Annotated in this window: 26 protein-coding genes and 1 tRNA gene; 15 read left to right on the top strand and 12 right to left on the bottom strand. The window is 70.3% G+C overall.

Annotation, left to right across the window (positions count from 1 at the left end):
• Positions 1-21 precede the first annotated feature (21 nt).
• A complete protein-coding gene (locus AC4GYY_RS13190) occupies positions 22-1,026 on the top strand; it encodes an esterase-like activity of phytase family protein (RefSeq protein ID WP_491121119.1) in 1,005 nt (334 codons plus the stop codon).
• 3 nt (positions 1,027-1,029) lie between these two features.
• Here AC4GYY_RS13190 and rpmB read toward each other — a convergent pair whose 3' ends face one another.
• Positions 1,030-1,335, bottom strand: a complete 306-nt coding sequence (gene rpmB / locus AC4GYY_RS13185) for a 50S ribosomal protein L28 (protein ID WP_491121117.1) — start codon at positions 1,333-1,335, stop codon at positions 1,030-1,032.
• 128 nt (positions 1,336-1,463) lie between these two features.
• Between rpmB and AC4GYY_RS13180 the strand changes: the two genes are divergently transcribed.
• The 5 genes from AC4GYY_RS13180 (at position 1,464) to AC4GYY_RS13160 (ending at position 6,751) form a co-directional block, all read left to right on the top strand.
• Complete coding sequence (locus tag AC4GYY_RS13180; RefSeq protein WP_491121115.1) at positions 1,464-1,682, top strand: hypothetical protein; 219 nt, start codon at positions 1,464-1,466, stop codon at positions 1,680-1,682.
• Between the two features lie 40 nt (positions 1,683-1,722).
• The gene (locus AC4GYY_RS13175) at positions 1,723-2,151 is read left to right on the top strand and encodes a nucleoside deaminase (protein WP_491121227.1); all 429 of its coding nucleotides are present in this window, start codon (positions 1,723-1,725) and stop codon (positions 2,149-2,151) included.
• Between the two features lie 48 nt (positions 2,152-2,199).
• Positions 2,200-3,504: a hemolysin family protein gene (locus AC4GYY_RS13170; RefSeq protein ID WP_491121113.1), complete on the top strand. Its 1,305-nt coding sequence runs from the start codon at positions 2,200-2,202 to the stop codon at positions 3,502-3,504.
• Between the two features lie 30 nt (positions 3,505-3,534).
• On the top strand, positions 3,535-5,070 hold the full coding sequence (locus AC4GYY_RS13165) for a cation:proton antiporter (protein ID WP_491121111.1): 1,536 nt from the start codon (positions 3,535-3,537) through the stop codon (positions 5,068-5,070).
• 67 nt (positions 5,071-5,137) lie between these two features.
• A complete protein-coding gene (locus AC4GYY_RS13160; protein ID WP_491121109.1) occupies positions 5,138-6,751 on the top strand; it encodes an FAD-dependent oxidoreductase in 1,614 nt (537 codons plus the stop codon).
• A gap of 25 nt (positions 6,752-6,776) precedes the next feature.
• Here the strand turns inward: AC4GYY_RS13160 and AC4GYY_RS13155 are convergent.
• Positions 6,777-6,852 (bottom strand) — tRNA-Ala (locus tag AC4GYY_RS13155).
• 241 nt (positions 6,853-7,093) lie between these two features.
• Between AC4GYY_RS13155 and AC4GYY_RS13150 the strand changes: the two genes are divergently transcribed.
• A complete protein-coding gene (locus AC4GYY_RS13150) occupies positions 7,094-8,176 on the top strand; it encodes a DUF2171 domain-containing protein (RefSeq protein ID WP_491121108.1) in 1,083 nt (360 codons plus the stop codon).
• 125 nt (positions 8,177-8,301) lie between these two features.
• The gene (locus tag AC4GYY_RS13145; RefSeq protein ID WP_491121106.1) at positions 8,302-9,288 is read left to right on the top strand and encodes an NADP-dependent oxidoreductase; all 987 of its coding nucleotides are present in this window, start codon (positions 8,302-8,304) and stop codon (positions 9,286-9,288) included.
• A 102-nt stretch (positions 9,289-9,390) separates the two neighbouring features.
• Here AC4GYY_RS13145 and ypfJ read toward each other — a convergent pair whose 3' ends face one another.
• Positions 9,391-10,323 (bottom strand): KPN_02809 family neutral zinc metallopeptidase, encoded by a 933-nt coding sequence (gene ypfJ, locus AC4GYY_RS13140; protein WP_491121104.1) that lies wholly within the window; start codon positions 10,321-10,323, stop codon positions 9,391-9,393.
• Between the two features lie 83 nt (positions 10,324-10,406).
• On the opposite strand from ypfJ, the gene AC4GYY_RS13135 reads away from it, so the two are divergent.
• Positions 10,407-11,192, top strand: a complete 786-nt coding sequence (locus AC4GYY_RS13135; protein ID WP_491121103.1) for a 3-hydroxybutyrate dehydrogenase — start codon at positions 10,407-10,409, stop codon at positions 11,190-11,192.
• A gap of 4 nt (positions 11,193-11,196) precedes the next feature.
• Here the strand turns inward: AC4GYY_RS13135 and AC4GYY_RS13130 are convergent, their stop codons facing one another.
• The 3 genes from AC4GYY_RS13130 to AC4GYY_RS13120 form a co-directional block, all read right to left on the bottom strand.
• Positions 11,197-12,150 carry a cation diffusion facilitator family transporter gene (locus AC4GYY_RS13130; RefSeq protein ID WP_491121101.1) on the bottom strand — a complete coding sequence of 318 codons (954 nt, stop codon included), beginning with the start codon at positions 12,148-12,150 and terminating at the stop codon, positions 11,197-11,199.
• A gap of 41 nt (positions 12,151-12,191) precedes the next feature.
• Positions 12,192-13,592 carry a M20/M25/M40 family metallo-hydrolase gene (locus tag AC4GYY_RS13125; protein ID WP_491121099.1) on the bottom strand — a complete coding sequence of 467 codons (1,401 nt, stop codon included), beginning with the start codon at positions 13,590-13,592 and terminating at the stop codon, positions 12,192-12,194.
• Between the two features lie 64 nt (positions 13,593-13,656).
• On the bottom strand, positions 13,657-14,607 hold the full coding sequence (locus AC4GYY_RS13120; protein WP_491121098.1) for an aspartyl protease family protein: 951 nt from the start codon (positions 14,605-14,607) through the stop codon (positions 13,657-13,659).
• Positions 14,608-14,756: 149 nt separating this feature from the next.
• Here AC4GYY_RS13120 and AC4GYY_RS13115 point away from each other — a divergent pair, with 149 nt between their 5' ends.
• On the top strand, positions 14,757-15,134 hold the full coding sequence (locus AC4GYY_RS13115; RefSeq protein WP_491121097.1) for a hypothetical protein: 378 nt from the start codon (positions 14,757-14,759) through the stop codon (positions 15,132-15,134).
• A 40-nt stretch (positions 15,135-15,174) separates the two neighbouring features.
• On the opposite strand, the gene AC4GYY_RS13110 is transcribed toward AC4GYY_RS13115, so the two are convergent.
• Positions 15,175-17,583 (bottom strand): ligase-associated DNA damage response DEXH box helicase, encoded by a 2,409-nt coding sequence (locus AC4GYY_RS13110; protein ID WP_491121095.1) that lies wholly within the window; start codon positions 17,581-17,583, stop codon positions 15,175-15,177.
• Between the two features lie 38 nt (positions 17,584-17,621).
• Between AC4GYY_RS13110 and AC4GYY_RS13105 the strand changes: the two genes are divergently transcribed.
• Complete coding sequence (locus tag AC4GYY_RS13105; RefSeq protein WP_491121093.1) at positions 17,622-18,620, top strand: ligase-associated DNA damage response exonuclease; 999 nt, start codon at positions 17,622-17,624, stop codon at positions 18,618-18,620.
• A 145-nt stretch (positions 18,621-18,765) separates the two neighbouring features.
• On the opposite strand, the gene AC4GYY_RS13100 is transcribed toward AC4GYY_RS13105, so the two are convergent.
• Both AC4GYY_RS13100 and AC4GYY_RS13095 read right to left on the bottom strand, forming a co-directional pair.
• Positions 18,766-19,428 carry an HAD family hydrolase gene (locus tag AC4GYY_RS13100; RefSeq protein WP_491121091.1) on the bottom strand — a complete coding sequence of 221 codons (663 nt, stop codon included), beginning with the start codon at positions 19,426-19,428 and terminating at the stop codon, positions 18,766-18,768.
• On the bottom strand, positions 19,425-20,075 hold the full coding sequence (locus tag AC4GYY_RS13095; protein WP_491121089.1) for a YggS family pyridoxal phosphate-dependent enzyme: 651 nt from the start codon (positions 20,073-20,075) through the stop codon (positions 19,425-19,427). Before AC4GYY_RS13095 ends, AC4GYY_RS13100 begins: the two co-directional genes overlap by 4 nt.
• A 24-nt stretch (positions 20,076-20,099) precedes the next feature.
• Between AC4GYY_RS13095 and AC4GYY_RS13090 the strand changes: the two genes are divergently transcribed.
• The gene (locus tag AC4GYY_RS13090; RefSeq protein ID WP_491121088.1) at positions 20,100-20,612 is read left to right on the top strand and encodes a thiamine phosphate synthase; all 513 of its coding nucleotides are present in this window, start codon (positions 20,100-20,102) and stop codon (positions 20,610-20,612) included.
• 153 nt (positions 20,613-20,765) lie between these two features.
• Positions 20,766-21,131: a response regulator gene (locus AC4GYY_RS13085; protein WP_491121086.1), complete on the top strand. Its 366-nt coding sequence runs from the start codon at positions 20,766-20,768 to the stop codon at positions 21,129-21,131.
• Positions 21,132-21,160: 29 nt separating this feature from the next.
• On the opposite strand, the gene recN is transcribed toward AC4GYY_RS13085, so the two are convergent.
• Positions 21,161-22,816: a DNA repair protein RecN gene (recN, locus tag AC4GYY_RS13080; protein WP_491121085.1), complete on the bottom strand. Its 1,656-nt coding sequence runs from the start codon at positions 22,814-22,816 to the stop codon at positions 21,161-21,163.
• Positions 22,817-22,933: 117 nt separating this feature from the next.
• Between recN and AC4GYY_RS13075 the strand changes: the two genes are divergently transcribed.
• Positions 22,934-23,503 (top strand): hypothetical protein, encoded by a 570-nt coding sequence (locus AC4GYY_RS13075; protein ID WP_491121083.1) that lies wholly within the window; start codon positions 22,934-22,936, stop codon positions 23,501-23,503.
• A gap of 40 nt (positions 23,504-23,543) precedes the next feature.
• Here AC4GYY_RS13075 and AC4GYY_RS13070 read toward each other — a convergent pair whose 3' ends face one another.
• Positions 23,544-24,536 (bottom strand): outer membrane protein assembly factor BamD, encoded by a 993-nt coding sequence (locus tag AC4GYY_RS13070; protein WP_491121082.1) that lies wholly within the window; start codon positions 24,534-24,536, stop codon positions 23,544-23,546.
• 367 nt (positions 24,537-24,903) lie between these two features.
• Between AC4GYY_RS13070 and AC4GYY_RS13065 the strand changes: the two genes are divergently transcribed.
• Positions 24,904-25,728: a class I mannose-6-phosphate isomerase gene (locus AC4GYY_RS13065; RefSeq protein ID WP_491121226.1), complete on the top strand. Its 825-nt coding sequence runs from the start codon at positions 24,904-24,906 to the stop codon at positions 25,726-25,728.
• Between the two features lie 33 nt (positions 25,729-25,761).
• On the opposite strand, the gene AC4GYY_RS13060 is transcribed toward AC4GYY_RS13065, so the two are convergent.
• Positions 25,762-26,793, bottom strand: coding sequence for an SDR family oxidoreductase (locus AC4GYY_RS13060; protein WP_491121081.1), 1,032 nt, complete (start codon positions 26,791-26,793; stop codon positions 25,762-25,764).
• Positions 26,794-26,802: the final 9 nt, after the last annotated feature.

Below are 26,802 nucleotides of genomic sequence, written 5' to 3'. Positions count from 1 at the left end.
GCGGACGTTAGGCGGGCGGCGATGCGTCTCGTCTGGTCGATCCTGCTGGTGCTGCTGTGCGTTCCCCCCTGGACCGGGGAGGAGCGGCTGGCGCTGTACGACCACGACGCCAAGCTGATCGCGCGGCCGGTCGATGCGCCGCGGCGGATGGGGGCGCTGCGGCTGATCGGGATGCTGCGGCTCGAGTCGGGCCTGCCGGGGTTCGGCGGCTTTTCGGCGATCGCGAGCCGACAGGGGCGGCTGACGCTGCTGAGCGACGGCGGAAACTGGCTGAGCTTCGCGATCCGCGACCAGCGCGTGGTCGATGCCAGGATCGGCTTCCTGCTGGCGGGGCCGGGGCTCGGCTGGGCGAAGGAGGACCGCGACAGCGAATCGCTCGCGATCGATCCGGCGACCGGGCGGGCGTGGGTCGGGTTCGAGACGTTCAACCAGATCTGGCGCTACGACCCGACGTTCGCGCGGCCGGAGGCGCATGCCGCGCCCGCGGCGATGGCGAGATGGGGCGTCAATCGCGGCGCGGAGGCGATGGTGCGCCTCCGCGACGGGCGATTCGTCGTGCTGTGCGAACGTGGGGCGAAGCGGCGGCTACCGCGAGAGGGGCTGATCTTTCCCGGCGATCCGACGAACGGGGCCGAGCCGGAGCGGTTCGGGTTCGTGCCGCCCGCAGACTATGACGTCTCGGACGCGACCGAATTGCCGGACGGCGACCTGCTGGTGCTGACGCGCCGGTTCGAGCTGCCGTTCCGCTTCACCGCCAAGCTGGTGCGAGTGCGGCGGGGCGATCTGCGTCCGCGAGCGATCGTGCGCGGACGCGAGATCGCGACGCTGGGCGGGGGCGCCTATGCCGAGAATTGGGAAGGCGTGACCGCGTTCACCGAAAACGGGCGGACGACGCTGTGGATGGTGTCGGACAGCGACACCGCGGTGCTTCAGCACTCGGCGGTCGCCAAGTTCGTGCTGGACGACGCAGGCACGCCAAACGGCCCGCCGGTCCGGGACCGACGGGCCGTTCGGGAGAAACCGTGAGGGTCAGGCCGCGGGGGCGGCGGTGACGGCGGTGCGCTTCTTGACGATGTCGCGCTTGAGGCGGCGCGCCTTGAGCGAAAGCTGATCGTCGCCGGTCTTGACCAGCCAATTGTCGAGCCCGCCGTTATGCTCGACCGAGCGCAGCCCGTGCGTCGAGACCCGGAGGCGAATCGAGCGATCAAGCGTGTCGGAGATCAGCGTCACGTTCTGCAGATTGGGCAGGAAGGTGCGCTTGGTCTTGTTGTTGGCGTGGGAGACGTTGTTTCCCACCTGCCGGCCCTTGCCGGTCAGCTCGCAAATGCGCGACATGATTCAGTTCCGATTATGAAGGTGGCGCGGAAAGTCGGTGGCCCTAGCGATGCGGCGGCGATGCGTCAAGGTGAGCAACCTCCCTCACGGATGTGCGTTGTTGCGGCAACGTAACGGGAGTGAGACATATGCGGACCCTGCTCGTCCTCGTCGGCATCGCCGCATTGGTGGTGCTCGCGGGCATGATGACCGGCTTCATCAAGCTCGACCAGACCCAGACCGCGCAGCTGCCACGGCTCGAAGGCGGGCAGGCGCCCAAGTTCGAGGCAAGCGTCGCCAAGGTCGACGTCGGGACCGTCAACAAGACGGTTGAGGTGCCGAAGGTCGACGTTCAGAAGCCGCAGTGAGGCGCTGACGCCTCCTCCGATGTTCCCGCTTCCCGAGCCGATGCGGCGCGCGCTCGCCGCCGCGCGCGACGCCGCGGTGGTGGGAGAGGTGCCGGTCGGCGCGGTGGTCGTGCGCGAGGGCGGGATCGTCGCCGTCGCGCACAATGCGCCGCGCACGCTCCATGATCCGACCGCCCATGCCGAGATGCTGGCGATCCGGGCCGCCGCCGCGGCGCTCGGCCGGGACCGGCTCGACGACTGCGACCTGTGGGTGACGCTGGAACCGTGCGCGATGTGCGCCGGCGCGATCGCGCACGCCCGGATCGCGCGCGTCTATTATGCCGCCGCCGACGCCAAGGGCGGCGCGGTCGAGCACGGCCCGCGACTGTTCGCGCAACCGACCTGCCACCACCGCCCGCAGGTGTTCGCCGGGATCGGCGAAGCCGAGGCGGCGGCGCTGCTCCGCGACTTCTTCGGCCGGCGCCGGTAGAAGGGCGATTGTCGCGGGCGCGCTTTGCCGCCACAATGCGCGCCTCCCATGCCTCCTTATCCCTGGATCGACGTCGTCATCATCCTGGCGCTGGTCGCGCTGAACGGCCTGTTCGCGATGAGCGAGCTGGCGATCGTCTCGGCGCGTCGCGCGCGGCTGGAGGCGATCGCGAGGTCGGGCGCCGGGGCGGGTCGACGCGGCGCGCGGGCGGCGATCGACCTCGCCGCCGATCCGGGCAAGTTCCTGTCGACGGTCCAGATCGGGATCACGCTGATCGCGGTGCTCTCCGGCGCCTATTCGGGCGAGGCGCTGGGCGGGCCGACGGGCGAGCGGCTGGCGGTGCTCGGCGTCGCGCCCGAGACCGCGAAGACGCTGGGCTTCGTCATCGTGATCGGGGTCACGACCTTCGTCTCGCTGATCGTCGGCGAGCTCGTCCCCAAGCAGATCGCGCTCAGGAAACCCGAGCCGATCGCGGTGATCGCGGCGCTGCCGATGGTGTGGCTGGCGCGCGCGACGAAGCCGCTGGTCTGGGTGCTCGACGGCACCAGCCTGCTGATCTTCCGGCTGCTGCGGCTCGACCGAGACTCGAAGGATCAGGTGACGGCGGAGGAGCTGCACATGGTCGTCGAGGAAGCGTCGCGGCACGGCGTGATCGAGGAGCACGAGCGTTCGATCATCTCGGGCGTGGTGCGGCTCGCCGACCGGCCGGTGCGCGAGGTGATGACGCCCAGGACCGAGGTCGACTGGCTGGACGTCAGCCTGGAGGACGCCGCCATCCGCGCCAAATTGCTCGAGACCCCGCACACCCGGCTGCCGGTCGCCGAAGGAACGATCGACAAGGTGATCGGCGTGGTCCAGTCGCGCGACATCGCGGCGGCGCTGTTCCGCGGCGAGACGCTCGACCTCCGGCGCCTGGTGAGGAAGGCGCCGGTGGTGATCGACCGGATCGACGCAATGGACGCGCTTGTCGAACTGCGCGGAGCCGACGTGCCGATGGCGCTGATCCACGACGAATACGGGCATTTCGAGGGAATCGTGACCCCCGCCGACCTGCTGGCCGCGATCGCGGGCGAGTTCGCGAGCGATGCCGACCCGGCCGATTCGCCCAACGTCGTCGAGCGCGACGACGGCTCGCTGCTGGTCAACGGCACGATGCCCGCCGACGCGCTCGCCGCGCGGCTGGAGATCGAGCTGCCCGAGGACCGCGACTATGCGACGGTCGCGGGACTCGCGCTCGATGTCCTGAAGCATTTTCCCGCGGAAGGAGAGAGCTTCGTCGAGCAGGGCTGGCGGTTCGAGGTGGTGGACCTCGACGGGCGGCGCATCGACAAGTTGCTGGTCAGCGCCGCATGACCGCCGGGGCGGCGCTGTGACGTTCGTCCGGTGACGTTCTTCGAGAGCCTGCTGGTGCTGTTCGCGGTCGCGATCCTGCTGCTGCAGGTCGCGCGGCGGACGTCGATCCCCTATCCGAGCATGTTGGCGGGCGCTGGGGTGGTGGTGGCCGCGATCCCCGGGACGCCCGACATTCCGATCGCCCCGAACACCGCGCTGGCACTGTTCATCGCCCCCGCGCTGATCGACGCCGCCTACGACTTCCCGGTCGGGGCGGCGCGCAAGCTGCTGGCGCCGCTGACGGTCTATGCGGTGGGGGCGGTGCTGCTGACCGCGGCGGTGGTCGGCGCCCTGGCGCACTGGTGGTTGGAGCTGCCGATCGCGGCGGCGCTGACGCTGGGTGCGATCGTCGCGCCGCCCGACGCCGCGGCGGCGACCGCGGTGCTCACCAACCTGCCGGTCTCGCGCCGCGTCGATGCGGTGTTGAAGGGAGAGAGCCTGTTCAACGATGCGACCGCGCTGCTGATGTTCAGCGCCGGGGTGGCGATCACGATGGGTGCGGGCGGGGTTACGGGCGGAACGGTCGCGGGTCTCGCGCTGGCGGTGCCGGGCGGGATCCTGTTCGGGATCGTCTACGGCCGGGTCGTCATCCGGCTGCAGCCCTATGTCGACAATACCGTCGGCGGGACGCTTGCGCAGTTCGTCCACGCCTTCGCGACCTGGATCATCGCCGAGCACCTGCATCTGTCGGCGGTGCTGGCGGTGGTGGCGAGCGCGATGACGATCGCGAGCCACGCGCCGGGACGGGATTCGCCGAGGATGCGGGTCCATTCGTTCGCGGTGTGGACGACGGTGGTGTTCCTGCTCAACGTCCTCGCCTTCCTGCTGATGGGGATGCAGGCGCGGACGATCTTCGGGAGCATGGACCAGGCGGCGCTGATCCGCGCGGGGTGGTTCGCGGGCACGGTGATCCTGGCGGTGATCGTGGTGCGGCTGGTCGTTGCGTTCCTCTACCGCGGGTTCAGGGTCTGGCGGTTCCGCCATCGGGACGGGGCCGAACCCGTGTCCCCCGCGGAGACGCTGCTGATCGGATGGACGGGAATGCGCGGGCTGCTGACGGTGGCCACCGCCTTCGCGTTGCCGCAGGGCTTTCCGGAGCGCGAGACGGTGGTGCTCACCGCCTTCGCGGTCGTCCTGGCGACGTTGGTGGTCCAGGGTGCGACCTTGGTGCCGATGATCCGGTGGTTCGGGCTCGGCCGCGAGGCGGAGGCGGCGAAGGAGCTCGCCGACGCGCGGCACGAGCTGGCGAAGGCGGCACTGGCGCGACTGTCGTCCGAGGACGGCGCCGAGGCGGACTCGCTCACGGTCGGCTACCGCGACCTGCTCCGTGCCGAGGACGATCACACGCCGATCGCCCGCCGTCACGGGCTCGCGCTCGCCGCGGTGCTCGCACAGCGGCGCGAGCTCGAGCGGCTGCGCGCCGCGCACGAGATCGGGCCGGAGCATTACCTCAAACTTCAGGAGGACCTGGACTGGAAGCAGCTGGCCGTGATCGGCGACGAGGACCGCACGATCGAGGAGAGCTAGCGACGGTTGCCGCTGTCACCGCGTCGCGGCAGAGATGGTCGCGACCACCCGATCCGGAGACCTGCCGATGGAGACGATCGCCCGCGACCTGCGCGAGATGACGCGCGTGCCGCTCGCGCCCGAGCATGTCGCGGCGATCCGCGCCGCGGGGCGCGCGGTCGACCATCCGGCCGGCACGCTGCTGGCGCGGCCGGGGGAGCCGATTGAAACCTTCGTCTACGTCGAGGACGGTGAGATCGAGGTGGTGAACCCGTTCACCGGCGAGCGGCTGGTGCCTTCCACCCTGGGCCCGACGCAGTTCATGGCCGAGATCGCGTTCCTTGGCGGCGGCGCCTGGTCGATGGCGATGCGCGCCGCGCGCGACACCCGCGTGATCGAGGTGCCGCGCGCCGACATGCTGGCGCTGATGGCGCGGGTGCCGGAGATGTCCGACATCATCATCGCCGTGCTGGCGGCACGGCGGCGGCGGCAGATCGAGGCGCGCGACGGCGCGCTGGTGCTGATCGGGGAGGACGAGGACCGCGCCGTCCGCCGCGTCGCCGAGTTCGCCAGCCGCAACCGGCTGCCCTACCGTTCCTACCCGATCGGCAGCACCGAGGCGGCCGAGGTGGCGACGAGCTGCGCGGTGTCGGCCGACGCGCCGGTGGTGATCTTCGGGCGCGACCAGGTGATCGACGCGCCGACGCCTGACAAGGTCGCGCGGCTGTTCGGGCTCAACCGCGATCTGGTCGACGACGAGGCGTTCGACGTGCTGATCGTCGGCGGCGGGCCGGCGGGCGTGGCGGCGGGCGTCTATGCGGGCGCGGAGGGGCTGCGCGCGCTGGTGGTCGAGGACGTGGCGATCGGCGGGCAGGCAGGGACGTCGAGCCGGATCGAGAATTACATGGGCTTTCCGACCGGCATCTCGGGCGCGGACCTCGTCTGGCGCGGCGAGGTGCAGGCGATGAAGTTCGGCACGCGCTTCGCGATGCCCAGGCGGGTGACGCTGCTGGAAGAGCTCGACGGCGGCGACTTCTGCGCGACCTTCGACAACGGTCAGCGCGTGCGGGCGCGAGCGGTGGTGGTCGCGACCGGGGTCCAGTACCGGCGGCTGCCCATCGACCGGCTGGCCGACTTCGAGGGCGCCGGCATCTATTATGCGGCGACCGAGACCGAGGCGCGCTTCTGCCGCGACACCGAAGCGGTGGTGATCGGCGGCGGCAATTCGGCCGGACAGGCGGCGATGTACCTGAGCCGCGCGGCGCGCCACGTCCGGCTGCTGGTGCGGGGCGACACGCTCGCGACCTCGATGTCGAGCTATCTGTCGAGCCGGCTGGAGGCCGACCCGGCGGTGACGATCGAGTATGGCGCGCAGGTGACCGCGCTGCACGGCGACGACGCGCTGGACGCGGTGACGATCCGCGGGCGCGACGGCACCGAGCGGACGGTCGAAAGCTGCGCCATGTTCGTGATGGTCGGCGCGGCCCCCAACACCGCCTGGCTCTCGGGGCTGGTCGCGCTCGACGACAAGGGATTCGTGACGACCGGGGAGGCGATCGGCGCGACCTCGCCCTATGCCACCTCGCATCCCGGCATCTTCGCGGTGGGCGACGTGCGCGCGGGATCGGTCAAGCGCGTCGCTTCGGGCGTGGGCGAGGGCTCGGTCGTGATCTCGAAGGTGTGGGATTACGTCAACGGCTGACGCTTCGGGCAGGCGGGGGCGGGGATGGTGGAGCCGAGGGGAATCGAACCCCTGACCTCTGCAGTGCGATTGCAGCGCTCTCCCATCTGAGCTACGGCCCCGCCCCGCCCGGCTGTCGCCGGGGAGCGACGCCCTTAGCGCCGGGCTTTTGCGGATGCAACACGTGTCTGTCCCGGGCATGGCGCGCCGACGAGCGGTGCGGCAGCCGCGGTCGGGCGCCCGGTACGGCCGCGTAACGGCAGGAACCATTCCGAGCTCCGGACCTTGATGCGCATCAGGATGGCGCGACCCCCGAGAGCCGCGCATCCCGAACAGCAGGACCTGTCCGAAGGAGTGTTTCCAATGGTCTATGATCGCAATTCGCGGGGCACCCAGCCGGGTGATCAGTACAATTATCGCGGCGAGGACTATGGCCGCGATTATGGTTCGGGACGAGACTATAGCCCGTCGAGCGCGCGCGAGTATCAGGCTGCCGGCGCGTTCGACCGCGACGACGGCGGGCGCGGCGGCTCCGGCCAGTTCCGCGGCCAGTCCGGCGGGCGCGACTGGGATCGCGGCGAGGCGGATCGCTGGGGCCAGCAGGATTACGGCAGTTCCGGTTACGCGCAGGCGTTCCGCAACCGCGGCCAGACCGGCGGCGCCCAGGGCCCGGCCGGTCAACGCTACGGCCAGTCGCGCGACGACGATCGCGGGTCCTACGGCGCCCAGGGCTACGGCTCGCGCGGCGGCTGGGACGACGATCGGGGCGGACGCGGCGGTCAGCGCTACGGCCAGGGCCAGCGCGACTATGGTCGCCAGCCGCAGGGCTACGACTATGACGAGCGCGGCTTCCTGCAGCGGGCGGGCGACGAGGTCCGCTCGTGGTTCGGCGACGACGACGCCGAGCGCCGCCGCGACATGGACGCGCGCTACGACGAGCAGCGCTACAACACCGAGCGCGACAGCGACTATCATTCGTGGCGGCAGGGCCAGATGTCGCAGCTCGACCGCGACTATGACGAATATCGCCGCGAGAACCGCGCCAAGTTCGAATCCGAGTTCACGACCTGGCGCACGGGCCGGCAGAGCCAGCGCGACCTGTTGACCAAGGTCGACGAGCATATGGACGTGGTCGGCTCCGACGGCGCCCATGTCGGGACGGTCGACAAGGTTCGCGGCGACCGGATCCTGCTGACCAAGAACGATCAGGACGCGAACGGACATCATCATTCGATCCCGTCCTCGTGGCTGAAGTCGGTCGACACGGGCGTGACGCTGACCAAGACCGCCGACGAGGCGAAGAAGCATTGGCGCGACGAGGAGCGCAACCAGGCGATGCTGTCCGGCGACGGCGACCGCGACGCCGATCGCGGCCAGGCGAACCAGACCGGCGGCCGCGACGCGCAGGGCCGGATGCTGGGCCGGAGCTTCTCGGGCACCTACTGACGTCGGCGACGCGATCCCGCGGCCTTCGGGCCGACGGGCGGGCGGGGCCCGGGGCGCATGCTCCGGGCCCTTGTCTTTGCCCGCGCGGCGCGCCAACCCGGCGCGAACACGAGAGGAGACCCGAGATGCCGCGCGCATGGACGCTCAAGAGCCGCCCCCAGGGAATGCCCAAGCCCGGCGACTTCGACCTGATCGACCTGGCTGCACCGGCGCTCGGCGACGGCGAGGTGCGGATCGCGAACCGGTGGATGTCGGTCGATCCGTACATGCGGGGACGGATGAACGACGGGCAGAGCTATGTGCCGCCGTTCCAGCTCGGCGAGCCGATGCAGGGCGGCGCGATCGGCGAGGTGATCGAGTCGAACGCCGCCGACCTGCCGGTCGGCGCGAAGGTGCAGCACTTCCTCGGCTGGCGCGACGAGGCGGTGCTGCCCGCGGCGCAGACCCAGCCGTTGCCGCCGCTCGACGCGCCCGAGCAAGCGTTCCTCGGGCAGCTCGGGATGCCGGGGATGACCGCCTACTTCGGGCTCCTGGCGGTCGCCGCCGCCAAGGCGGGGGAGACGGTGTTCGTCTCGGCGGCGGCCGGAGCGGTGGGGTCGACCGTCGTCCAGCTCGCCAAGGCGAAGGGCATGACGGTGATCGGCTCCGCGGGCGGGGCGGAGAAATGCGCGTGGGTGCGATCGCTCGGGGCGGATCAGGCGATCGACTATAAGTCCGGGCCGGTCTTGCCGGCGCTGACGGCCGCGGCGCCCGAGGGGATCGACGTCTATTTCGACAATGTCGGGTCGGACCATCTCGACGCCGCCTTCGCCGCGGCCAGGATGGGCGCGCGGTTCGCGATCTGCGGGATGATCGACGTCTATAACGACGGCCAGCCGACCGAGCTCAAATATCTCGCCAACGTCATCGGCCGGCGGGTGCGGATGGAGGGCTTCCTCGTCTCCGACTTCATGGCGCGGGCGGGCGAGTTCTACGCCGACGCCGGGGCGCTGTACGCGGCGGGAAAGCTAAGGAGCGAGGAGACGGTGGTCGAGGGTCTCGAGCGCGCGCCCGAGGCGTTCCTCGGGCTGTTCTCGGGCAGCAACACGGGCAAGATGCTGGTGAGGATCTGATCCGTCATGCCGGGCTCGACCCGGCATTCAACGATGGAAGCTACACCGGGCGAAGGGGCTCGATGCGCGTTGGACACCGGCTCAAGGCCGAGGTGACGACCGTCATACCGCTCCGCTGAACGTATCGCACTGGCTCGGGTCGCCCGTCGTCAGGCCCTTGTTGAGCCAGAACTGGCGCTGCGCCGACGTGCCGTGGGTGAAGCTGTCGGGGACGACGCGGCCCTGCATCTCCTTCTGGAGCGTGTCGTCGCCGATCGCGCGGGCGGCGGTCATGCCTTCCTCGACGTCGCCGGGTTCGATCCGGGCACGGTTCTGCGCGGCCCAGACCCCGGCGTAGCAATCGGCCTGGAGCTCGAGCTTGACCGAGGCGCGGTTGCCTTCCGCTTCCGACGCGCCGCGCTGGACCCGCTGGACGTCGTCCGAGGTGCCGAGCAGGTTCTGGATGTGATGGCCGAACTCGTGCGCGATCACATAGTCCTGCGCGAAGTCGCCGCTGGCGTGGAACTTGGTCTGGAGCTCGCCGAAGAATTCGGTGTCGAGATAGACGCCCTGGTCGGTCGGGCAATAGAACGGCCCCATCGCCGATTGCGCCGCGCCGCAGCCCGACTGGCCGTTGCCCGAATAGAAGACGAGCTTGGGCTGTCGGAACGTCTTGCCGCTCTTGGCGAACAGCGCCTCCCACGTCTTGTCGGCGGAGCTGAAGGCGTTGCACGCGGCGCGGCTGGACTGATCGACCGCGCAGGCCTGCGCCGCGCCGCCGCCCGCCGTTCGCGCCGAAGTCTGCTGGGACGGGGCGTAGCCCGATCCGCCGCCGCCGCCGAACATGCTCCCGAGCCCGCCCAGGCCGCCGCCGAACACCGCCATGAGGATCAGCACGACGACGATCCCGCCGCAGCCGAAGCGGCTGCCGATCAGCGGCAACAGGCCGAAGAGCAGCCCGCCGCCGCCGCCCCCGCCGCCGAAGCCGAACCCGCCGCCGCCCGAGCCGCGCTGATCCTCGACGTTGATGTTGGGATCGAAATCGTCGAGGCGCATGGGATATCCCGCGGTTCGTTACTGGTGCGGCATGAATGCGCGGACCCGTTCCACAGTTGCAAACGTGAAAATCGGAGAGTGCGATGTTCCTCAACGGCAAGACGGCGATCGTGACCGGATCGACCAGCGGGATCGGGCTCGCCTACGCCCGCGCCTTCGCCGCCGAAGGCGCGGCGGTGATGATCAACGGCTTCGGCGAGGCGGACGCGATCGCGCGCATCCGCGCCGAACTGGCCGAGACGAGCGGGGCGGGGGCGCTCCACGACGCGGCGGACATGACGAGGCCGGAGGAGATCGCGGCGATGGTCGCGCGCTGCGCGGCGGAGCTGGGCGGGCCGGACATCGTCGTGAACAACGCCGGGATCCAGCACGTCGCGCCCGTGGCCGACTTCCCGACCGAGAAGTGGGATGCGATCCTTGCGATCAACCTGTCGAGCGCGTTCCATGTGATGCACGCCGCGATCCCGCTGATGACCGCAAAGGGCTGGGGCCGGATCATCTCGACCGCGTCGGCGCACAGCCTTGTCGCCTCGCCCAACAAGTCGGCCTATGTCGCCGCCAAGCACGGCGTCGTCGGACTGTCGAAGGCGGCGGCGCTGGAGGTCGCGCAGACCGGGGTGACCGTCAACTGCATCTCGCCCGGTTATGTCTGGACGCCGCTCGTCGAGAACCAGATCCCCGACACGATGACGTCGCGCGGGCTGACGCGCGAGCAGGTGATCAACGACGTCCTGTTGGCGGCGCAGCCGACCAAGCGGTTCGTCACGCCCGAGCAGGTCGCGGCGCTGGCGGTGTTCCTGTGCCGCGACGAGGCGAGCGCGATCACGGGGGCCAATTTGTCGGTCGACGGAGGGTGGACGGCGATGTGATCGGTCAGACCGGCCGGGGGTGCGCGCCGACGAGCTGCGCATCCTCGCGCTTCTCCGGGCGGATGTAGATCGAAGTGAGCGAGGGCTCGGCGCGCTTGAGCTCGGTCTCGATGCCTTCGATCACCGTTTCCGCCTCGCCCATCGTCAGCGCGTCGTCGAAGTCGGCGCTGACCGCGACGAAGATCGCATCGGGGCCGGTGTGGATGGTGCGGACGTGATTGACCGTGGTGACGGCGGGCGAGCGCTCCACGGTCGCGCGGATGCGCGCGATCACGCCCGGGTCCGCGCGCTCGCCGATCAGCAATCCCTTCGATTCGCGCGCGAGCAGGACCGCCACCAGCGCGAGGACCGCGCCGATCACGATCGACGCGACGCCGTCGAGCCGGGGGTCGGCGAAATGGTGCGAGGCCCATACGCCGACCGCAGCGACAGCGAGGCCGATCAGCGCCGCCGAATCCTCGAACAGAACGATGAACGTGCCCGGATCCTTGGATCGGTGGATCGCACGCCACCACGAAGTATCGCCCTTGCTCTTCGCGAAGGCGCGCATCGCCAGCGTCCACGACGTGCCCTCCAACGCGAACGAGACGCCGAGGACGACGTAGTTGATCAGCGGATCGAGCGGCGGCTCGGGATCGACGACATGCTGCCAGCCCTCGTACACCGAGACGACCGCGCCGACCGCGAAGATCAGGATCGCGACCACGAAACTCCAGAAGTAGAGCTCGCGCGCGTAGCCGAACGGGTGGATCTCGTCGGGCGGCTTCTTCGCGCTGTGCTGGCCCCAGAGCAGCAGGAGCTGGTTGCCGGAATCGACCACCGAATGGACGCCCTCGGTCAGCATCGCCGACGAGCCGGTGATCCCCGCCGCCACGAACTTCGCCACCGCGATCCCCAGATTGGCGGCGAGCGCGGCGAGGATGACGATCGTGGATTCGCGCTGCGAGGACTTGGCCATCGCGGCTCAACCCGCCGTGTCGCGCTTGGGTCCGTTCGCGCTCAGCCGGCGTAGGCCTTGACCAGATCGAACAGATAGTCGCGCCCCTCGTACAGCGCCTTCACCCGGATGCGCTCGTCCAGGCCGTGGATGCCGTTCAGGTCGGGCTCGAGAAAGATCCCCGGCGCGCCGTAGGTCGGGATGCCGATCGCTTCGAGGAAGATGCCGTCGGTCGCGCCGGTCGACATGAGCGGCACGAGCGGGGTTTCGGGGAAGTGCCTCGCCGCCACCGCCCGCATCGGCCCGATGATCTTCGGGTCGAGCGTCGGCGGCACCGCGACCGGGCGGACCGGCGCGTTGACGGTGACGGTCACCTTGGGGCCGGCGAGGCGCTTCAAGGTCGCCAGCGTCTGATCGACGCTTTCGCCGGGAAAGATGCGGCAGTTGATGTTCGCGGTCGCGCGCTGGGGGAGCGCGTTCTCGGCGTGGCCCGCGGCCAGCAGCGTCGCGACGCAGGTGGTGCGGAGCGTCGAGTGCAGCGTCTTGTCGCTGCTGACGATCCTGTCGGCGGCCTTGTCGTCCGGATTGGCGAGCAGCGCCTTGATCGCATCCGACAGCGGCTTGGGCGAGGACGGCGCGGCGGCGGTCGCGCCGAAGAAGGCGCGGGTGGTGTCGGTGAACTTGACCGGGAACTCGTAGCCGCGGACCGCCTCCACCGCGTCGGCGAGGTCGTAGATCGCATTGTCCGGCGTCGGTGCGGAGGAATGCCCACCGGGGTTGACGCTTAGGAAGGTGAAGTTCTGCGACGCCTTCTCGCCGACCTGGACCGCCAGCACCTGGCGCTTGCCGTCGGGGGTCAGCCGCCCGCCGCCGCCCTCGTTGAGCGCGAACTCGGCGGCCACCGCGTCGGGCCGGTTCTTCGCCAGCCATTCGGCGCCGTTGAAGGCGAAGGTTGTCTCCTCGCCGCAGGTGAGCGCCAGCTTGATCGTGCGCTTGGGGTGATAGCCCTGCTGGCGGAAGCGGACCATCGCATCCGCCCAGACCGCGGCCATCGCCTTGTCGTCGACGGTGCCGCGCGCGTAGTAGAAGCCGTTCTCCTCGACGAGTTTGAACGGATCGCGCCGCCAGTCCTCGCGCTTGGCAGCGACGACGTCGAGGTGGCCGAGGAGGAGCATCGGCCCGGCGGCGGGATCGCTGCCCTTGAGCGTCGCGACGACGCCGCCGTCCTGCGGGTGATCGGACACGGTGAAGACGGAGACGTCGCCCTCGGGATAGCCGGCCGCCTTGAGCCGGGTCGCGAGTTGGGTCGCGGCCTGGGTGCAGCTGCCGACGCCGACGACCGTGTTGGTCTCGACCAGTTCCTTGTAGAGCGCCAGGAAGGCCTTCTCGTCGGGACGCTGTTGCGCCGTCGCCGCCATCGGAGCGAGCGCCGCCGCCATGCCGAGAAGTGCCCGAACCGTCATGCTGCGTCCCTTATCCCGCGGAAAAGATGCAGCATCGCGGCGAACGTCGCGCAGCGCAACCGGGTCAACGGGCTGCGGAATGCCGGTCGCCGAAGTCCGGCCTGGCGTCGCGCGGCATCTGGAAGCGGACCTCGCGGTTGGCGAAGTCGATCGAGACGCGGCGGAACAGCCTGAGCGTATCCATCCCCAGCATCAGCGCAGGCTTGCCGCCCAGCCCGAAGCGCTTGAACGGCAGCGCGTCGGCGAAGGCGACCGGGATGTCGGCCATCTCGATCGCGCCCAGGGTCATCCGGCGGACCTGGGTGTAATCGGCGTCCAGATAGGTCCCCGTCACGCTCATCAGCGAGATCGGGCGGAGCGGCTGCTTGCGCCGCTCGACCCGCGCGCGCAGCGCCGGATTGCCCATCGTCACCGCCGATCCGGTGTCGATGATGACCCTGACGCGGGTGCCGGCGTAAGAGGCGTCGGCGACGACGAGCTGCCCGAACACGCTCTTCGCGCGCACCACGATCTCGTCGGGGGTGCTGGCAGCGGGACGGCGGCGTGTGCTGGGCGTGACCGTCATCTCGTTGCGGTCGAAGTCGATCGTGAGCTCGTGATTCTGGAGCGCGTCGATCCCGAGCATCCCCGGCGCGCCGAGGTTGAACTCCTCAAGTCCCGGCGCCTCGATCGCCTTGCCGCCGATCGCCTTGGCTTTGGTGACGGCGATCGAGGAGATGCGGAAGGTGTCGACCGTCGCCGCATCCGCCATCGACGTGAGGCGCACCTGCTTGCCCGGCGGCAGTCCGAGGACGCGGGCGAGCTGGCGCGACACCACGGTCCGTTCCGCGCCGGTATCGACGATGAAGCGATAGGGCCCCGCATCCGCGATCGTCACGGGCACGGTCATCCGCGTCCCCTCGTCCCCGAAGGCGACCACGGTGCGCTCGACCGGGATCGGCGGCTCGGCGGCGGCGGGCGTGTCGAGGGGCTGCGGCATCGGCGCGGCGGCGAGGAGGGCGAGCACGATGCTCATGTCCCGAGACTACGCCTGCGCTGGCAGGATGCAAGCGAGACCCGCGGCCGCATTATCGCACTGAGCCAGATCAAGTCGCGGCACCCGGGCGCGCCGCCTAGTTCTACGGCGCGGCCAGCCCACTCCGGCGCTCGCCCGAGGAGCAAGGCATGGCCGTCAAATTCGCCGCGACGATGAACGCGATCAATCGCGGGCTCGAGAGCACCAAGGCGCCCAAGGGCGCCGACATGATCGAGGATTGGGAAGCGGCGCTGGCCGAAACCGACGTGGCGGGCGCCAAGGGCATCCTCCGCGATCTCGGCTCGCTCCGCAAGCAGCTGGAGAAGGGCGAGCCCGACGCCGACCGCATCCACGCGCTGCTCCACCGACTGGGCGAGGCGACGGTCAAGATCGCGGACCGTGCCGACAAGCAGGGCGACAAGATCAAGGCGCTCGGCGAGGCGCTGGTCGAAGCGGGCGAGCCCGATGCCGACGAGGAAGAGGACGTCGAGGCCGCCGCGGCCCCGAAGCGCGCGCGCAAGAAATAGGGCCGGATGTCGATCCTCCCCGGTCACGGGGAGGATCGTTCTAGTCCTCCGCCATCGCCTCTGCCGCGAGCGCTTCGGCTTCGATCAGCAGCGCGTCGTCGGCGGTGCCGGTGGCCACCCGCTCGCGGCCGATCAGCGTCAGCACCGGCACCGCGAGCGGCGAGACGCGGGGCAGGTCGACGTGGAGCATCGTCTCGGCCGCGCGGTCGAGCAGATGCGCGAGGCGCCCGACGTCGGTCATCCGCGCGCGCGCGTCGTCCCATGCGGCTTGCAGCAGGATGTGAGTCGGCTCGTACTTTCTCAGCACGTCGTAGATCAGGTCGGTCGAGAAGGTGACCTGCTTGCCGGTCTTGCGCTTGCCCGGATGCTGGCGCTCGACCAGCCCGCCGATCACCGCCACCTCGCGGAACGCGCGCTTGAGGAGGTGCGAGGATTGCACCCAGTCGACGAACTCGTGTTCCAGGATGTCGGCCGAGAACAGCGAGGCCGGGTCCGTCACCTTCTCCAGTCCGTAAGCGGCAATCGCATAATCGTTGGCGACGAAACCGAGCGGGCGCAGCCCCTGCGTCTCCATCCGCCGAGTGATCAACATGCCGAGCGACTGGTGCGCGTTCCACCCCTCGAAGCTGTACGCGACGACATAATGCCGCCCCTCGCGCGGGAAGGTCTCGACCAGCAGCTGGTCGGGGCGAGGGAGGATCGAGCGGCGCGACTGGACCTCCAGCCACTCGTGGACATCCTTCGGGAAACGGTCCCACTCGGCGGGAGTCGCCAGGAAGGCGCGGACCCGGTCGGCGAGGTTGGTCGACAGCGGCATCCGCGAGCCGCCATAAGTCGGGATTCGCGCCGGACGGCTGGTCGCGCGGACGATCAGGTCCTCGGTGTCGATCTTTTCGACCTCCAGGCTGAGCCCGGCGAAGAAGAAGGTGTCGCCGTGCGCGAGCGTCGCGGCGAACGCCTCCTCGACCTTGCCGAGCGTGCGGCCGTTCCGAAACCGCACGGTGAGCATCGTCGCCTCGACGATGATCCCGGCGTTCAGGCGGTGCTGGGTCACGAACTTGGGATGGGTGACGCGCCACAATCCGTCGGGCCCCTGCGTCAGCCGCTTGAACTTGTCGTACGCCTTGAGGCTGTAGCCGCCGTCGCGGATGAAGCCGAGCACTTGCGCGAACAGATCGTCCGACAGCGCCGAATAGGGGAGGGCGGAGCGGACCTCCGCCAGCATCTCGGCTTGATCGAACGGCGCGGCGCAGGCGCAGGCCATCAGATGCTGGGCGAGGACGTCGAGGGCGCCCATCCGGAACACGTCCTCGTCGAGCGCGCCCGCCTCGACCGCGTCGAGGGCGGCGCGGGCTTCCAGATATTCGAAGCGGTTGCCGGGGACGACGATCGCCTCCGACGGCTCGTCGAGCCGGTGGTTCGAGCGCCCGATCCGCTGGAGCAGCCGCGACGAGCCTTTGGGCGCGCCCATCTGGATCACGCAATCCACGTCACCCCAGTCGACGCCCAGGTCGAGGCTGGCGGTCGCGACCAGCGCGCGCAGCCGTCCCCCCGCCATCGCCGCCTCGACCTTGCGCCGCGCCTCCAGGCTGAGCGAGCCGTGGTGGACGCCGATCGGCAAGGTCATCGCGTTGACCTTCCACAGATCCTGGAAGATCAGCTCGGCGAGGCTGCGGGTGTTGCAGAAGACGATCGTGGTTTTGTGGGTCTCGATCTCCGCCATCACCTGCTCGGCGGCGTAGCGCCCCGAATGGCCCGCCCAAGGGACGCGGCCCTGGGGAAGGAGGATCGCGATGTTCGGCTCGGCGCCGGGATCGCCCGCGACCAGGCTGACCGCGTCGATGTCGCCGTCGGGCGCGAGCCAGGCGCGGTAGCCGTCGGGATCGGCGACCGTCGCCGACAGCGCGACGCGGCGCATCCCGGGCGCGAGCGTCTGGAGCCGCGCCATGCAAAGGCTCAGCAGATCGCCGCGCTTGCCGGTGGCGAAGGCGTGGACCTCGTCGACGACGATCGTCTTCAAGTTCGCGAACATCGTCGCGGCGTCGGGATAGCTCAGTAGCAGCGACAGCGATTCGGGGGTGGTCAGCAGGATCTGCGGCGGTCTGACCCGCTGGCGCGCCTTGCGGTCCGAAGGGGTGTCGCCGGTTCGGGTCTCGACGCGGATATCGACCCCCATTTCCTCGACCGGGGTGACGAGGTTGCGCTGGATGTCGACCGCGAGCGCCTTGAGCGGCGAGACGTAGAGGGTGTGGAGGCCCTCGTGCGGGGTCTCGATCAGCTCGGCGAGGGTGGGCAGGAAGCCGGCGAGCGTCTTCCCCGCGCCAGTCGCGGCGACGAGCAGCGCGTGGCGACCGGCCCGCGCCTCGTCCAGCATCGCGAGCTGGTGGCGACGGGGGGACCAGCCACGGGTCGTGAACCAGGCGGCGAGCGGGGCCGGAAGGTCTGTCACTCGTGGGAACCGGCGGGCATCCCGACCATATAGGCATGATGCCCAAACTCGGCGACTGGCTCGAACCGCACCCCCACGGCATCTACGTCCGCCCCGCCGATGCGTGGATTGACCCGTCGCAGCCGAGCGAACGCGCGCTCGTCACCCACGGCCATGCCGACCACGCGCGCGGCGGGCACGCCTGCGTCTGGGCGACGCCCGAGACGCTGGCGATCATGGCGGCGCGGTACGGGCCGCAATCGGGCGTGCCGGTCGCGTATGGCGAGAGCGTGCGGGTTGGGGAGGTCGAGGCGACCTTCGTCCCCGCCGGCCACGTCCTGGGCTCGGCGCAGATCCTGCTCGAGCATCGCGGCGAGCGGATCGTGATCTCCGGGGACTACAAGCGCCGCGCCGATCCGACCTGCGCGCCGTTCGAGCCGGTCGCATGCGACGTGTTCGTCACCGAGGCGACCTTCGGGTTGCCGGTGTTCCGTCATCCCGAGACCGGCGACGAGATCGACAAGCTGATCGCCGCAGTCCGCGCCAATCCGACACGCTGCGTGCTGGTCGGGGCCTATGCGCTGGGCAAGGCGCAGCGCGTGATCGCCGAGTTGCGCGAGCGGGGGTACGAGGCGCCGATCTTCCTCCACGGCGCGCTCCAGCGGCTGTGCGACCTCTACGCCGAGCAGGGCGTGCGGCTGGGCGAACTGGTCCCCGCGACCGGGGCGGCGAAGACGGACATGGCGGGGCATATCGTGCTGTGCCCGCCCTCGCAGCTGACCGACCGCTGGTCGCGGCGGCTGCCCGACCCGATCACCGCGCTCGCCAGCGGCTGGATGCGGGTTCGCCAGCGTGCGCGGCAGAAACTGGTCGAGCTGCCGCTGATCCTGTCCGATCATGCCGATTGGGACGAGCTGACCGACACGATCCGCGAGATCAACCCGCGCGAGGTGTGGGTCACCCACGGTCGCGAGGAGGCGCTGATCCACTGGTGCGAGACCCGCCAGATCAAGGCCCGGGCGCTGGCGCTGGTGGGGTTCGAGGACGAGGATGATTAGACTTTTGGCCTCCCTGCAAGGGGAGGTCGCAGTCGTCGTTTGACGGAGGGGTGTCCCCGCTGGTGACGGAGTATTTCACTACGACCGAGGACACCCCTCCGGCGCCACGCGCCACCTCCCCTTTGCAGGGGAGGCACAGAAGACATCACTCCAGCAACCGCCGCACTTCGTCGAAATCGTGCGCGATCGCCTGCACGCCGATCGCTCGCAGCCGCGCATCGTGGCCGGGCGCGCAGTGACTTCCCGCGCACACGCCGATGACATGTCCGCCGCTCGCCACCGCACCGGTCGCGCCGACGGGAGAATCCTCCAGGATCGCGCAATCCTCGATTCGAACGCTGAGTCGATCGGCGGCGTAGAGGTACAGGTCCGGCGCGGGCTTGGGGCGGGAGACGTGCTCCTGCCCCGAATAGAGATGGTCGCCGAACGCTTCCGCCAGCCCGATATGCTCGAGGTGGCGGCGAATCCAGCGGACGCGGCTCGACGACACCACCGCCTTGGGCAGTCCGGGCGGGAGCGAGCGGACGAACTCCACCGCGCCCTCGACGGCGTCGACGCCCTCCGCCAGCACCCGTTCGTTCTCCGCACGGCGGACGGCCTGATACTCGTCGGGCAGTGGGCGACCGATCCAAGCCGCCACCCGCGCCTCGAACTCCGCACCGGCGTGACCCATGAAGTTCGCCATCGCATCCGCGGGCGTGGTCGGGTGGCCGATGCCGGTCAGATACTCGGCGATCTGGCGGTTGCCCGACGCCTCGCTCTCGATCAGCACGCCGTCGAAGTCGAAGAGCAGCGCGGCGAATCTCACCCGCGCACTCCGAACAGCGCGGAGCCGATGCGGACATGGGTCGCGCCCAGCATCACCGCGGTTTCGAAATCGTCGCTCATCCCCATGCTGAGGCCGGCAACTCCCTCCTCGCGGGCGAGCTTGGCGAGCAGCGCGAAATACGGCGCCGCCTCGACCCCGGCGGGCGGCACGCACATCAGCCCCGCGACCGGCAGCCCGGCGTCGCGCGCGGCGGCGAGCAGCGCGGGGACGTCGGCGACCGCGCATCCGCCCTTCTGGTCCTCGTCGCCGATGTTGACCTGCACGAAACAGCCCGGCCGCCGCCCGCTCGCGTCCATCGCCTTCGCCAGCGCCGCGACGAGCGAGGGACGGTCGACCGAGTGGATCGCGTCGAACAGCGCGACCGCGTCGCCCGCCTTGTTCGACTGGAGCTGGCCGACGAGGTGGAGTGCGACGTCGGGGTGCGCGTCGCGCAGCGCGGGCCATTTCGCCTGCGCCTCCTGCACCCGATTCTCGCCGAACGCGCGCTGGCCCGCGGCGAGCAGCGGTACGATCGCCTCGGCGGGGTGGGTCTTCGAGACGGCGACCAGCGTCACGTCCGCCGGATCGCGCGCGGCGAGCGCGGCCGCCTTGGCGATCCGCGCCTGTATGTCGATTAGGGGGGGCATCCGCGAGCGCCTATAGGGACGGCCATGCCGCCTCGCCACCCTTTGCCGACGATCTGGCTGATGACCGACGAGCGGATCGGCGACGTGGCGGCCGCCGTGCGGCGGCTGCCGCCGGGCGCCGGGGTGGTGTTCCGTCATCATGCGACGCCGTCCGCCGAACGACGGCGAGTGTGGCGGCGGCTGCTCGCGATCGCGCGGGCGCGCGGGCTGGTGCTGGTGCGGGCGGGGGCGGTCGCTCTGCCGGGGGAGATGGGGGCCCACGGCCGCGTCGGCAAACGGAGCGGAGTGCTGACCTGGCCCGCGCACAGCCGCGGCGAGGCGTTGGCGGGACGGCGCGCGGGAGCGGCGGCGCTGTTCGTCTCGCCGGTCTTCCCGACCCGCTCGCATCCGGGCGCTCCGGCGCTCGGCCCACGGCGCGCGCGCGCGATCGGCGCGGGGCTGGGGATCCCGCTGGTCGCGCTCGGCGGGATGGATGCGCGGCGGTTCCGGCGCCTGGCCGGGTTCCACGGCTGGGCGGGAATCGACGCGCTCACGTGATCCTATCCCGCGGCACCGGGCGATCGGCGGATGGTAAGGTCCGCCAGCGCACACTTGTCTCCAAGCCGTGGCAGCGGCACGATTTTCAGGGTTAACAGACTGGAATGTCGGCGGGTTCGGGGAACTCCCCCATTTTGGACCGGTTCAGTCGTCATGACCGAGCCGCGTCCCCTGGTCCTCGTCGTCGAGGACGATCCCCTGATCCTGATCCACTCCCGCCTCGCGCTCGAGGATGCGGGTTTCGAGGCGCTGCCGGTGCGCGATGCCGGCGAGGCGCTCGACCGCCTCGCCGAGCGGCGCGACATCCGTGCGTTGCTCACCGACATCAGGATGCCGGGCGCGATCGACGGACTCGCACTGGCGCGGCGCGTTCACGAGGAGCGGCCCGAGGTGGAGATCGTCGTGACCTCCGGCTCGACCAAGGTGGATGCAGCGGCGCTGCCCGTGGGCGCGCATTTCCTGCCCAAGCCGTACACCGTGTACCAGGTGACGAAGGCGCTGGCCGGGATCGCGGACTAACCGCGTCGGCCGCCTGGCGAGCTGCCGGCTCACGCCGTCTCGATCAGCCGCGCCGCCTGCGCCCTCGCCTCGTCGGTCACCGACGCGCCCGACAGCATCCGGGCGATCTCCTCTCGTCGTTCGCCGCCATCGAGCGTGCGGACGCTGGTGCGCGAGACCGTCCCGTCCGACGCCTTGGCGATCAGCAGGTGCTCCGCGCCGCGCGCCGCGACCTGGGGCGAGTGCGTGACGACGAGCAACTGGGTCCGCTCCGCCAGCCGCGCCAGGCGCTCGCCGATCGCGGAGGCGACCGCGCCGCCGACGCCGCGGTCGATCTCGTCGAAGATCATCGTCGGCGCCGCGCCTTCCTCCGCCAGCGCCACCTTCAGCGCCAGGATGAAGCGCGACAGCTCGCCGCCGGACGCGATCTTGGCGAGCGGCGCGAACGGCGCGCCCGGATTGGTCGCGATCTCGAACTCGACGCGGTCCGCGCCCGCCGGGCCCCAGCCGGTCTCGGGCATCGGCGCGACCGCGGTGCGGAAGCGGGCGGCGTCGAGCCTCAGGGGCGCGAGTTCGCCCGCCACCGCGGCGTCGAGCCGGGCGGCGGCGGCGCGGCGCGCCTCCGACAGGGAGGCGGCGGCGGCGACATAGGCGATGCGGGCGGCGGCGACGTCGGCCTCCAGCCGCGCGACGCCGCCCTCGCCCGCATCGAGCCGGTCGAGCCTGGCGCGCAGCTCCCCCGCCAGCGGGGCGAGCTCGTCGGGTTGGACGCGGTGCTTGCGTGCCATCGCCCGCAGCTCGAACAGCCGCGTCTCGTCGTCCTCGAGCGCGCGTTCGTCATAGGCGAGCGCGGCATGGGCGTCGCGCAGCCGCTCCTCGGCGGACGCGCCCTCGATCACCGCGCGATCGACCGCGGCCAGCGCATCGGCGAGTGCGGCGTGATCGGGCGCGATGCGTTCGAGCACCCGTGCCGCCGAGCGCAGCTTCGCCAGCGCGCCGTCCGATCCCTCGAGCGAGGATTCGACCGCGGCGAGGTCGCCGGCGATCTTCTCGGCGCGCTGCATCGCCCGGCGGCGGTCGGCAAGCGCCTCCTCCTCGCCGGGCTCGGGCGCGAGCGCGGTCAGCTCGGTAACGGCATGGTCCAGCCAGTCGCGGTCGCGCGCAGCGGTCTCGATCTCGGCGCGGGCGGCAGCGAGCGCGGTTTCCGCCTCGGCCCAGGCGCGATAGGCGGCGGCGACCGGCGCGGGATCGGTCCGCCCGAACAGGTCGAGCAGCGCGCGGTGGCCGCGCGGCTCGAGCAGCCCGCGCTCGTCGTGCTGACCGTGGATCTCGACCAGCCGCGCGCCGAGTTCGCGGAGCAGGCTCGCGGCGGCGGGCTGGTTGTTGACGAACGCACGGCTGCCGCCGTCGGCCTTGACGACGCGGCGGATGAGGAGCGGTTCGCCGGGATCGACCTCGATCCCGTTGTCGTCGAGCAGCGTCGCGACGCCTGGGGGAGGATCGAAGGTCGCGGTGACCGACGCCTGGGCCGCGCCGTGGCGGACGAGGCCGCTGTCGCCGCGCGCGCCGAGCGCGAGCCCGAGCGCGTCCAGCAGGATCGACTTGCCCGCCCCCGTCTCCCCGGTCAGCACGCCCAGCCCGGCGCCGAACCGCAGGTCCAGCGCCTCGATCAGCACGACGTCGCGGATGGCGATGGCGGTCAGCATCGGCCGGCAGCGTTAGCCCAAGCGGCCGGGGATGCGAACCCGTTTCGTTCCGCCGGGTTTGACAGCGTGCGGATCGCATGGGACGCGAGGGAACCGGGATCGCAAGGGACATCCATCATGCACGACATCACAGCGCGTTCGACGACGATCGGCTTCGACGATTTCCAGCTTTCCGGCGGCCGGCCCGTGCAAGGTCTGCCGAAGCACTACGACGGCTTTCTGTGGAAGGGCTTCAACGTCTTCAACTCGCAATACGGCCCGTTCGGCGGCTCCGGGTACGAGATCGGCACGACCTCGGGGACGCTGGCGGCGGTCAGCAACGGCCACCGCTCCGCCTCGGTGTTCGTCAAGGACGGCAGCTTCACGCTGGACAGTCTCAACCTGACCGCGGGCTGGGACAAGACGCTGACCGTCGACATCACCGGCTATCGCGACGGAGAGGCGGTCTATCACCAGACCGTCGACGTGACCGACAAGGCCGCGACCCACGTCCAGCTCGACTTCGAGCATGTCGACCGGGTGACGTTCGATCCCAGCCACGGCAAGCCGGACGACCTGATCGGGTCGGGCGACAATATGGTGTTCGACGATCTGATATTCTCAGACGTCGTCCATGACGCGCCGTCCGCGGCGCTGCATCCGGCGGAGCTGCACACGATGGTTCAAAGCGTCCTGCCGCTAGTGTGATCGCGGGCGTCGCCTCTCCGGATCACCGGGGCGGCGACGCCTAATCCCCAGGAGTGGGCGATCCCGGCTGGCCGCCGGCCGGCGTGTCGGTGGTCGGCGCGTTACCGCCGGGGGTGCTCCCCGCTCCGCCGCTTGGGCTCGCGGGGGTCGGCGCGCCCGGCGCGTCGGCGGTCGGGGTCTTGCCGTTGGTGCCGGCGATCGACTGGACCGGCGCGGCGACCAGCACCGGTTCCCCGGGCTTCAGCGGCGCGATCGGCGTGACCGGGTTCTCGCCCATCAGCTTGTAGGCACGTTCGTACCAGTCGGTGCCGGGATAGTTCGCGCCGAGCACCGCCGCCGACTTCTCCGCCTCGCCGCGGACACCCAGGTTCAGATAGGTCTCGGTCAGGCGCATCAGCGCCTCGGGCGTATGGGTTGTCGTCTGATAGTCGTCGACCACCTTGCGGAAGCGCAGCGTCGCGGCGAGCCACTGGCGACGGCGCTCGTAGAAGCGGCCGATCTCCATTTCCTTGCCCGCGAGGTGATCTCGAACCAAGTCGATCTTCAGCCGCGCGTCGGCGGCGTAGCGGCTGTTCGGGTAGCGGCGGATCAGCTCGCCCAGCGCGTCCTGCGCCTGCGAGGTGATCTTCTGGTCGCGGGTCACGTCGACGATCTGCTCGTAATAGCAGAGCGCGATCAGATAATAAGCGTAGGGCGCGTCGCGGTTGCCCGGGTGGACCGACAGGAAGCGCTGCGCGCCCTGGATCGCCTGGGTGTAGTCGCGGTTGAGGTAATAGCTGAACGACCCCATCAGCTGCGCCCGGCGCGCCCACACCGAATAGGGATGCTGGCGCTCGACCTCGTCGAACAGCGCGGCGGCGAGCTTGTAATTGCCTTTGTCGAGCTGCTTCTTCGCGGTCGAATAGAGGGTGCCGACATCGCGTGCGACATAGGGCAGGTCGCCCTTCGCACGGTTGCGCGCACAGCCGGAGGCGGTGAGCACGGTGGCGGCGGCGATCGCGGCAAGGAGCGCGCGGGACGGGAGGGTACGCATGCGAGGAGCGCCTTAGCGTATGGAAGGCCGGTCGAACAATGCCGTGCTTCACGGAAGGAGACAGCCCAGGGGCGGTCGTCGCTTCACGTCAACGTTAACAAATGTTTACACTGTTCCGAAACGGGCGCAGGCTTTCGCGAGAAAAAGAAACTGCACGGGGGAGAGGCGTATGCCCGGTCGAGTCGCGATCCTGGTGGTCGCGGGCTGCGTCACGTGGGCGATTGTCAGCGTGCTGTTCGCCCTGCTGGTCGGCGCGATCATCCGTGAGCGCGATCGTGACTCCGACTCCAGCGCGAGCCCGGATTCTGCAACGGGCGGCCTGCTCGCGCGTTGGCTGGCGACCCACGCCAACCCAGGACCGTCGAACATGCCCGCTACCCTGCTCGCCACCAAGCGCGTCGAAAAGCCTTGGGGGCGGCATCATCTGTTCCCCGGCTTTCCCGACCCGGCGCCCGGCGCCGAGAAGATCGGCGAGGTGTGGTTTCAGTCGGCGCACCCCGCCGACGACGACATGCTGATCAAATATCTGTTCACCAGCGAAAAATTGTCGGTGCAGGACCATCCGTCCGACGAGGAGGCGAAGAAGCGGGGGTTGCCGCGCGGCAAGGACGAATGCTGGACGATCCTGGCCGCCGAGCCGGGCGCGACGATCGCGGTCGGCCCAAGGGCGCCGACCACGCGCGAGGAGTTGCGCGCGGCGGCGGAGACCGGAACGCTGGAGGACAAGCTCGACTGGCGCCCGGTCAAGGCGGGGGACTTCCTCTATTGCGAGAGCGGGACGATCCACGCGATCGGCGGCGGGATCACCTGCATCGAGGTCCAGCAGAACTCCGACACCACCTACCGCCTTTACGATTACGGCAGCGACCGCGAACTGCACCTCGACGACGGCGTCGCGGTCGCGCACCTGACGCCCTACGTCCCGATCGTCAGCCCCGGCGAGGTCGAGCCCGGTCGGACGATCCTGGTCGAGGGGCCGAAGTTCGTGCTCGAGCGCTGGTCAGGCGGCGCGCGAGACATCGCGCTGCCCGCGCGCACGACCGGCTGGCTCGTCCCGATCGCGGGCGAGGGCGTGGTGGGCGGCGTCGCGTGGAAGGCGGGCGAGTGCGTCACCGTCACGGGATCGGAGGCGCTTCACGCCTCCGCCGATTCGGACCTGCTGTTCGCCTATACCGGCACGACGCGGATCTGACGGCCGGCCCGTTCCCTGGCGGGAACGGGTGTCCTACCGCTTGCGCTTGGGCTTCGGCTTGGGCGCATCCGCAGGCATCCGGGTCAACAGCCCGACCAGTCCGACCGCCGCGCCGCCCAGCGTGACGAGCGCCAGCCAGTTGCGACGACGCGGCGTGCCGTAGAGGCTGAAGTCGCGCCCCGGCTGGCTCGCGGACCGCTCGCGACCGTTGTCGCGCGGCGCGGCGAGGTTGTCGCCGGGTGTCCCCGGGCGCTCGGCGTCGGACAGGATCGGCGTCATCAGCGCGCCGAGATGGTCGAGGAGCCGCGGGAAATGCTGCCCCGCGAGCACCTGGAGCCGCCCGGCCCCGCCCACGGTGACGTCGCGCCGCGGTGTGACCGCGGCATCGAGGATCGCCTCGGCGACGAGCGTCGGATCGTACACCGGGGGCGGGATCAGCGCCTCGCCCTCCACGTGATTGGCCGCATGCTGCGCGATCGGCGTGTCGATCCCCGACGGCTTGATGAGCGTGACCGAGATCGGGAGCCGGTCGGCGATCAGCTCGATGCGGAGCGATTCGGTGAACGCCTTCACTGCATGCTTCGATGCGGAATAGGCGCCCATGATCGGGCTGGGGATGTCGGCGGCGATCGAGGCGACGGTGATCAGCGCACCGCCGTTCAGCTGCAAGTTCTCCACCGCGACGAGCGAGCCGTTGACCACGCCGAAGTAATTGGTCCCGAACAACTCCTGATGCTCGAGCATCGGCGTGTCGACGAGCTTGGCATAGATCGCGACGCCCGCGTCGTTGACCCAGGTGTCGATGCGGCCGAACCGCTCGATCGCCTTGGCGGCGGCGCGCTGGACGTCGCGCAGATCGGAGACGTCGGCGCTGGCGAAGGTCGCCTGCCCGCCCGCCTCCTCGATCTCGCGGACGATCGTCGCGAGCGCGTCGGCGTCGCGGGCGACCAGCACCACCTTCGCGCCCTGGGCGGCGGCGAGCTTCGCGGTGACCAGGCCGATCCCCGACGAGGCACCGGTGATGAGGACGACCTGCTCGGCAAGCGGCTTCAGCGTGTAATGCAAGCGGAGACT

Source organism: Sphingomonas sp. SP6 (genome assembly GCF_058313435.1).
The sequence above is the reverse complement of the archived record's forward strand: the minus strand, read 5'-3'. Positions and strand labels throughout refer to the sequence as shown.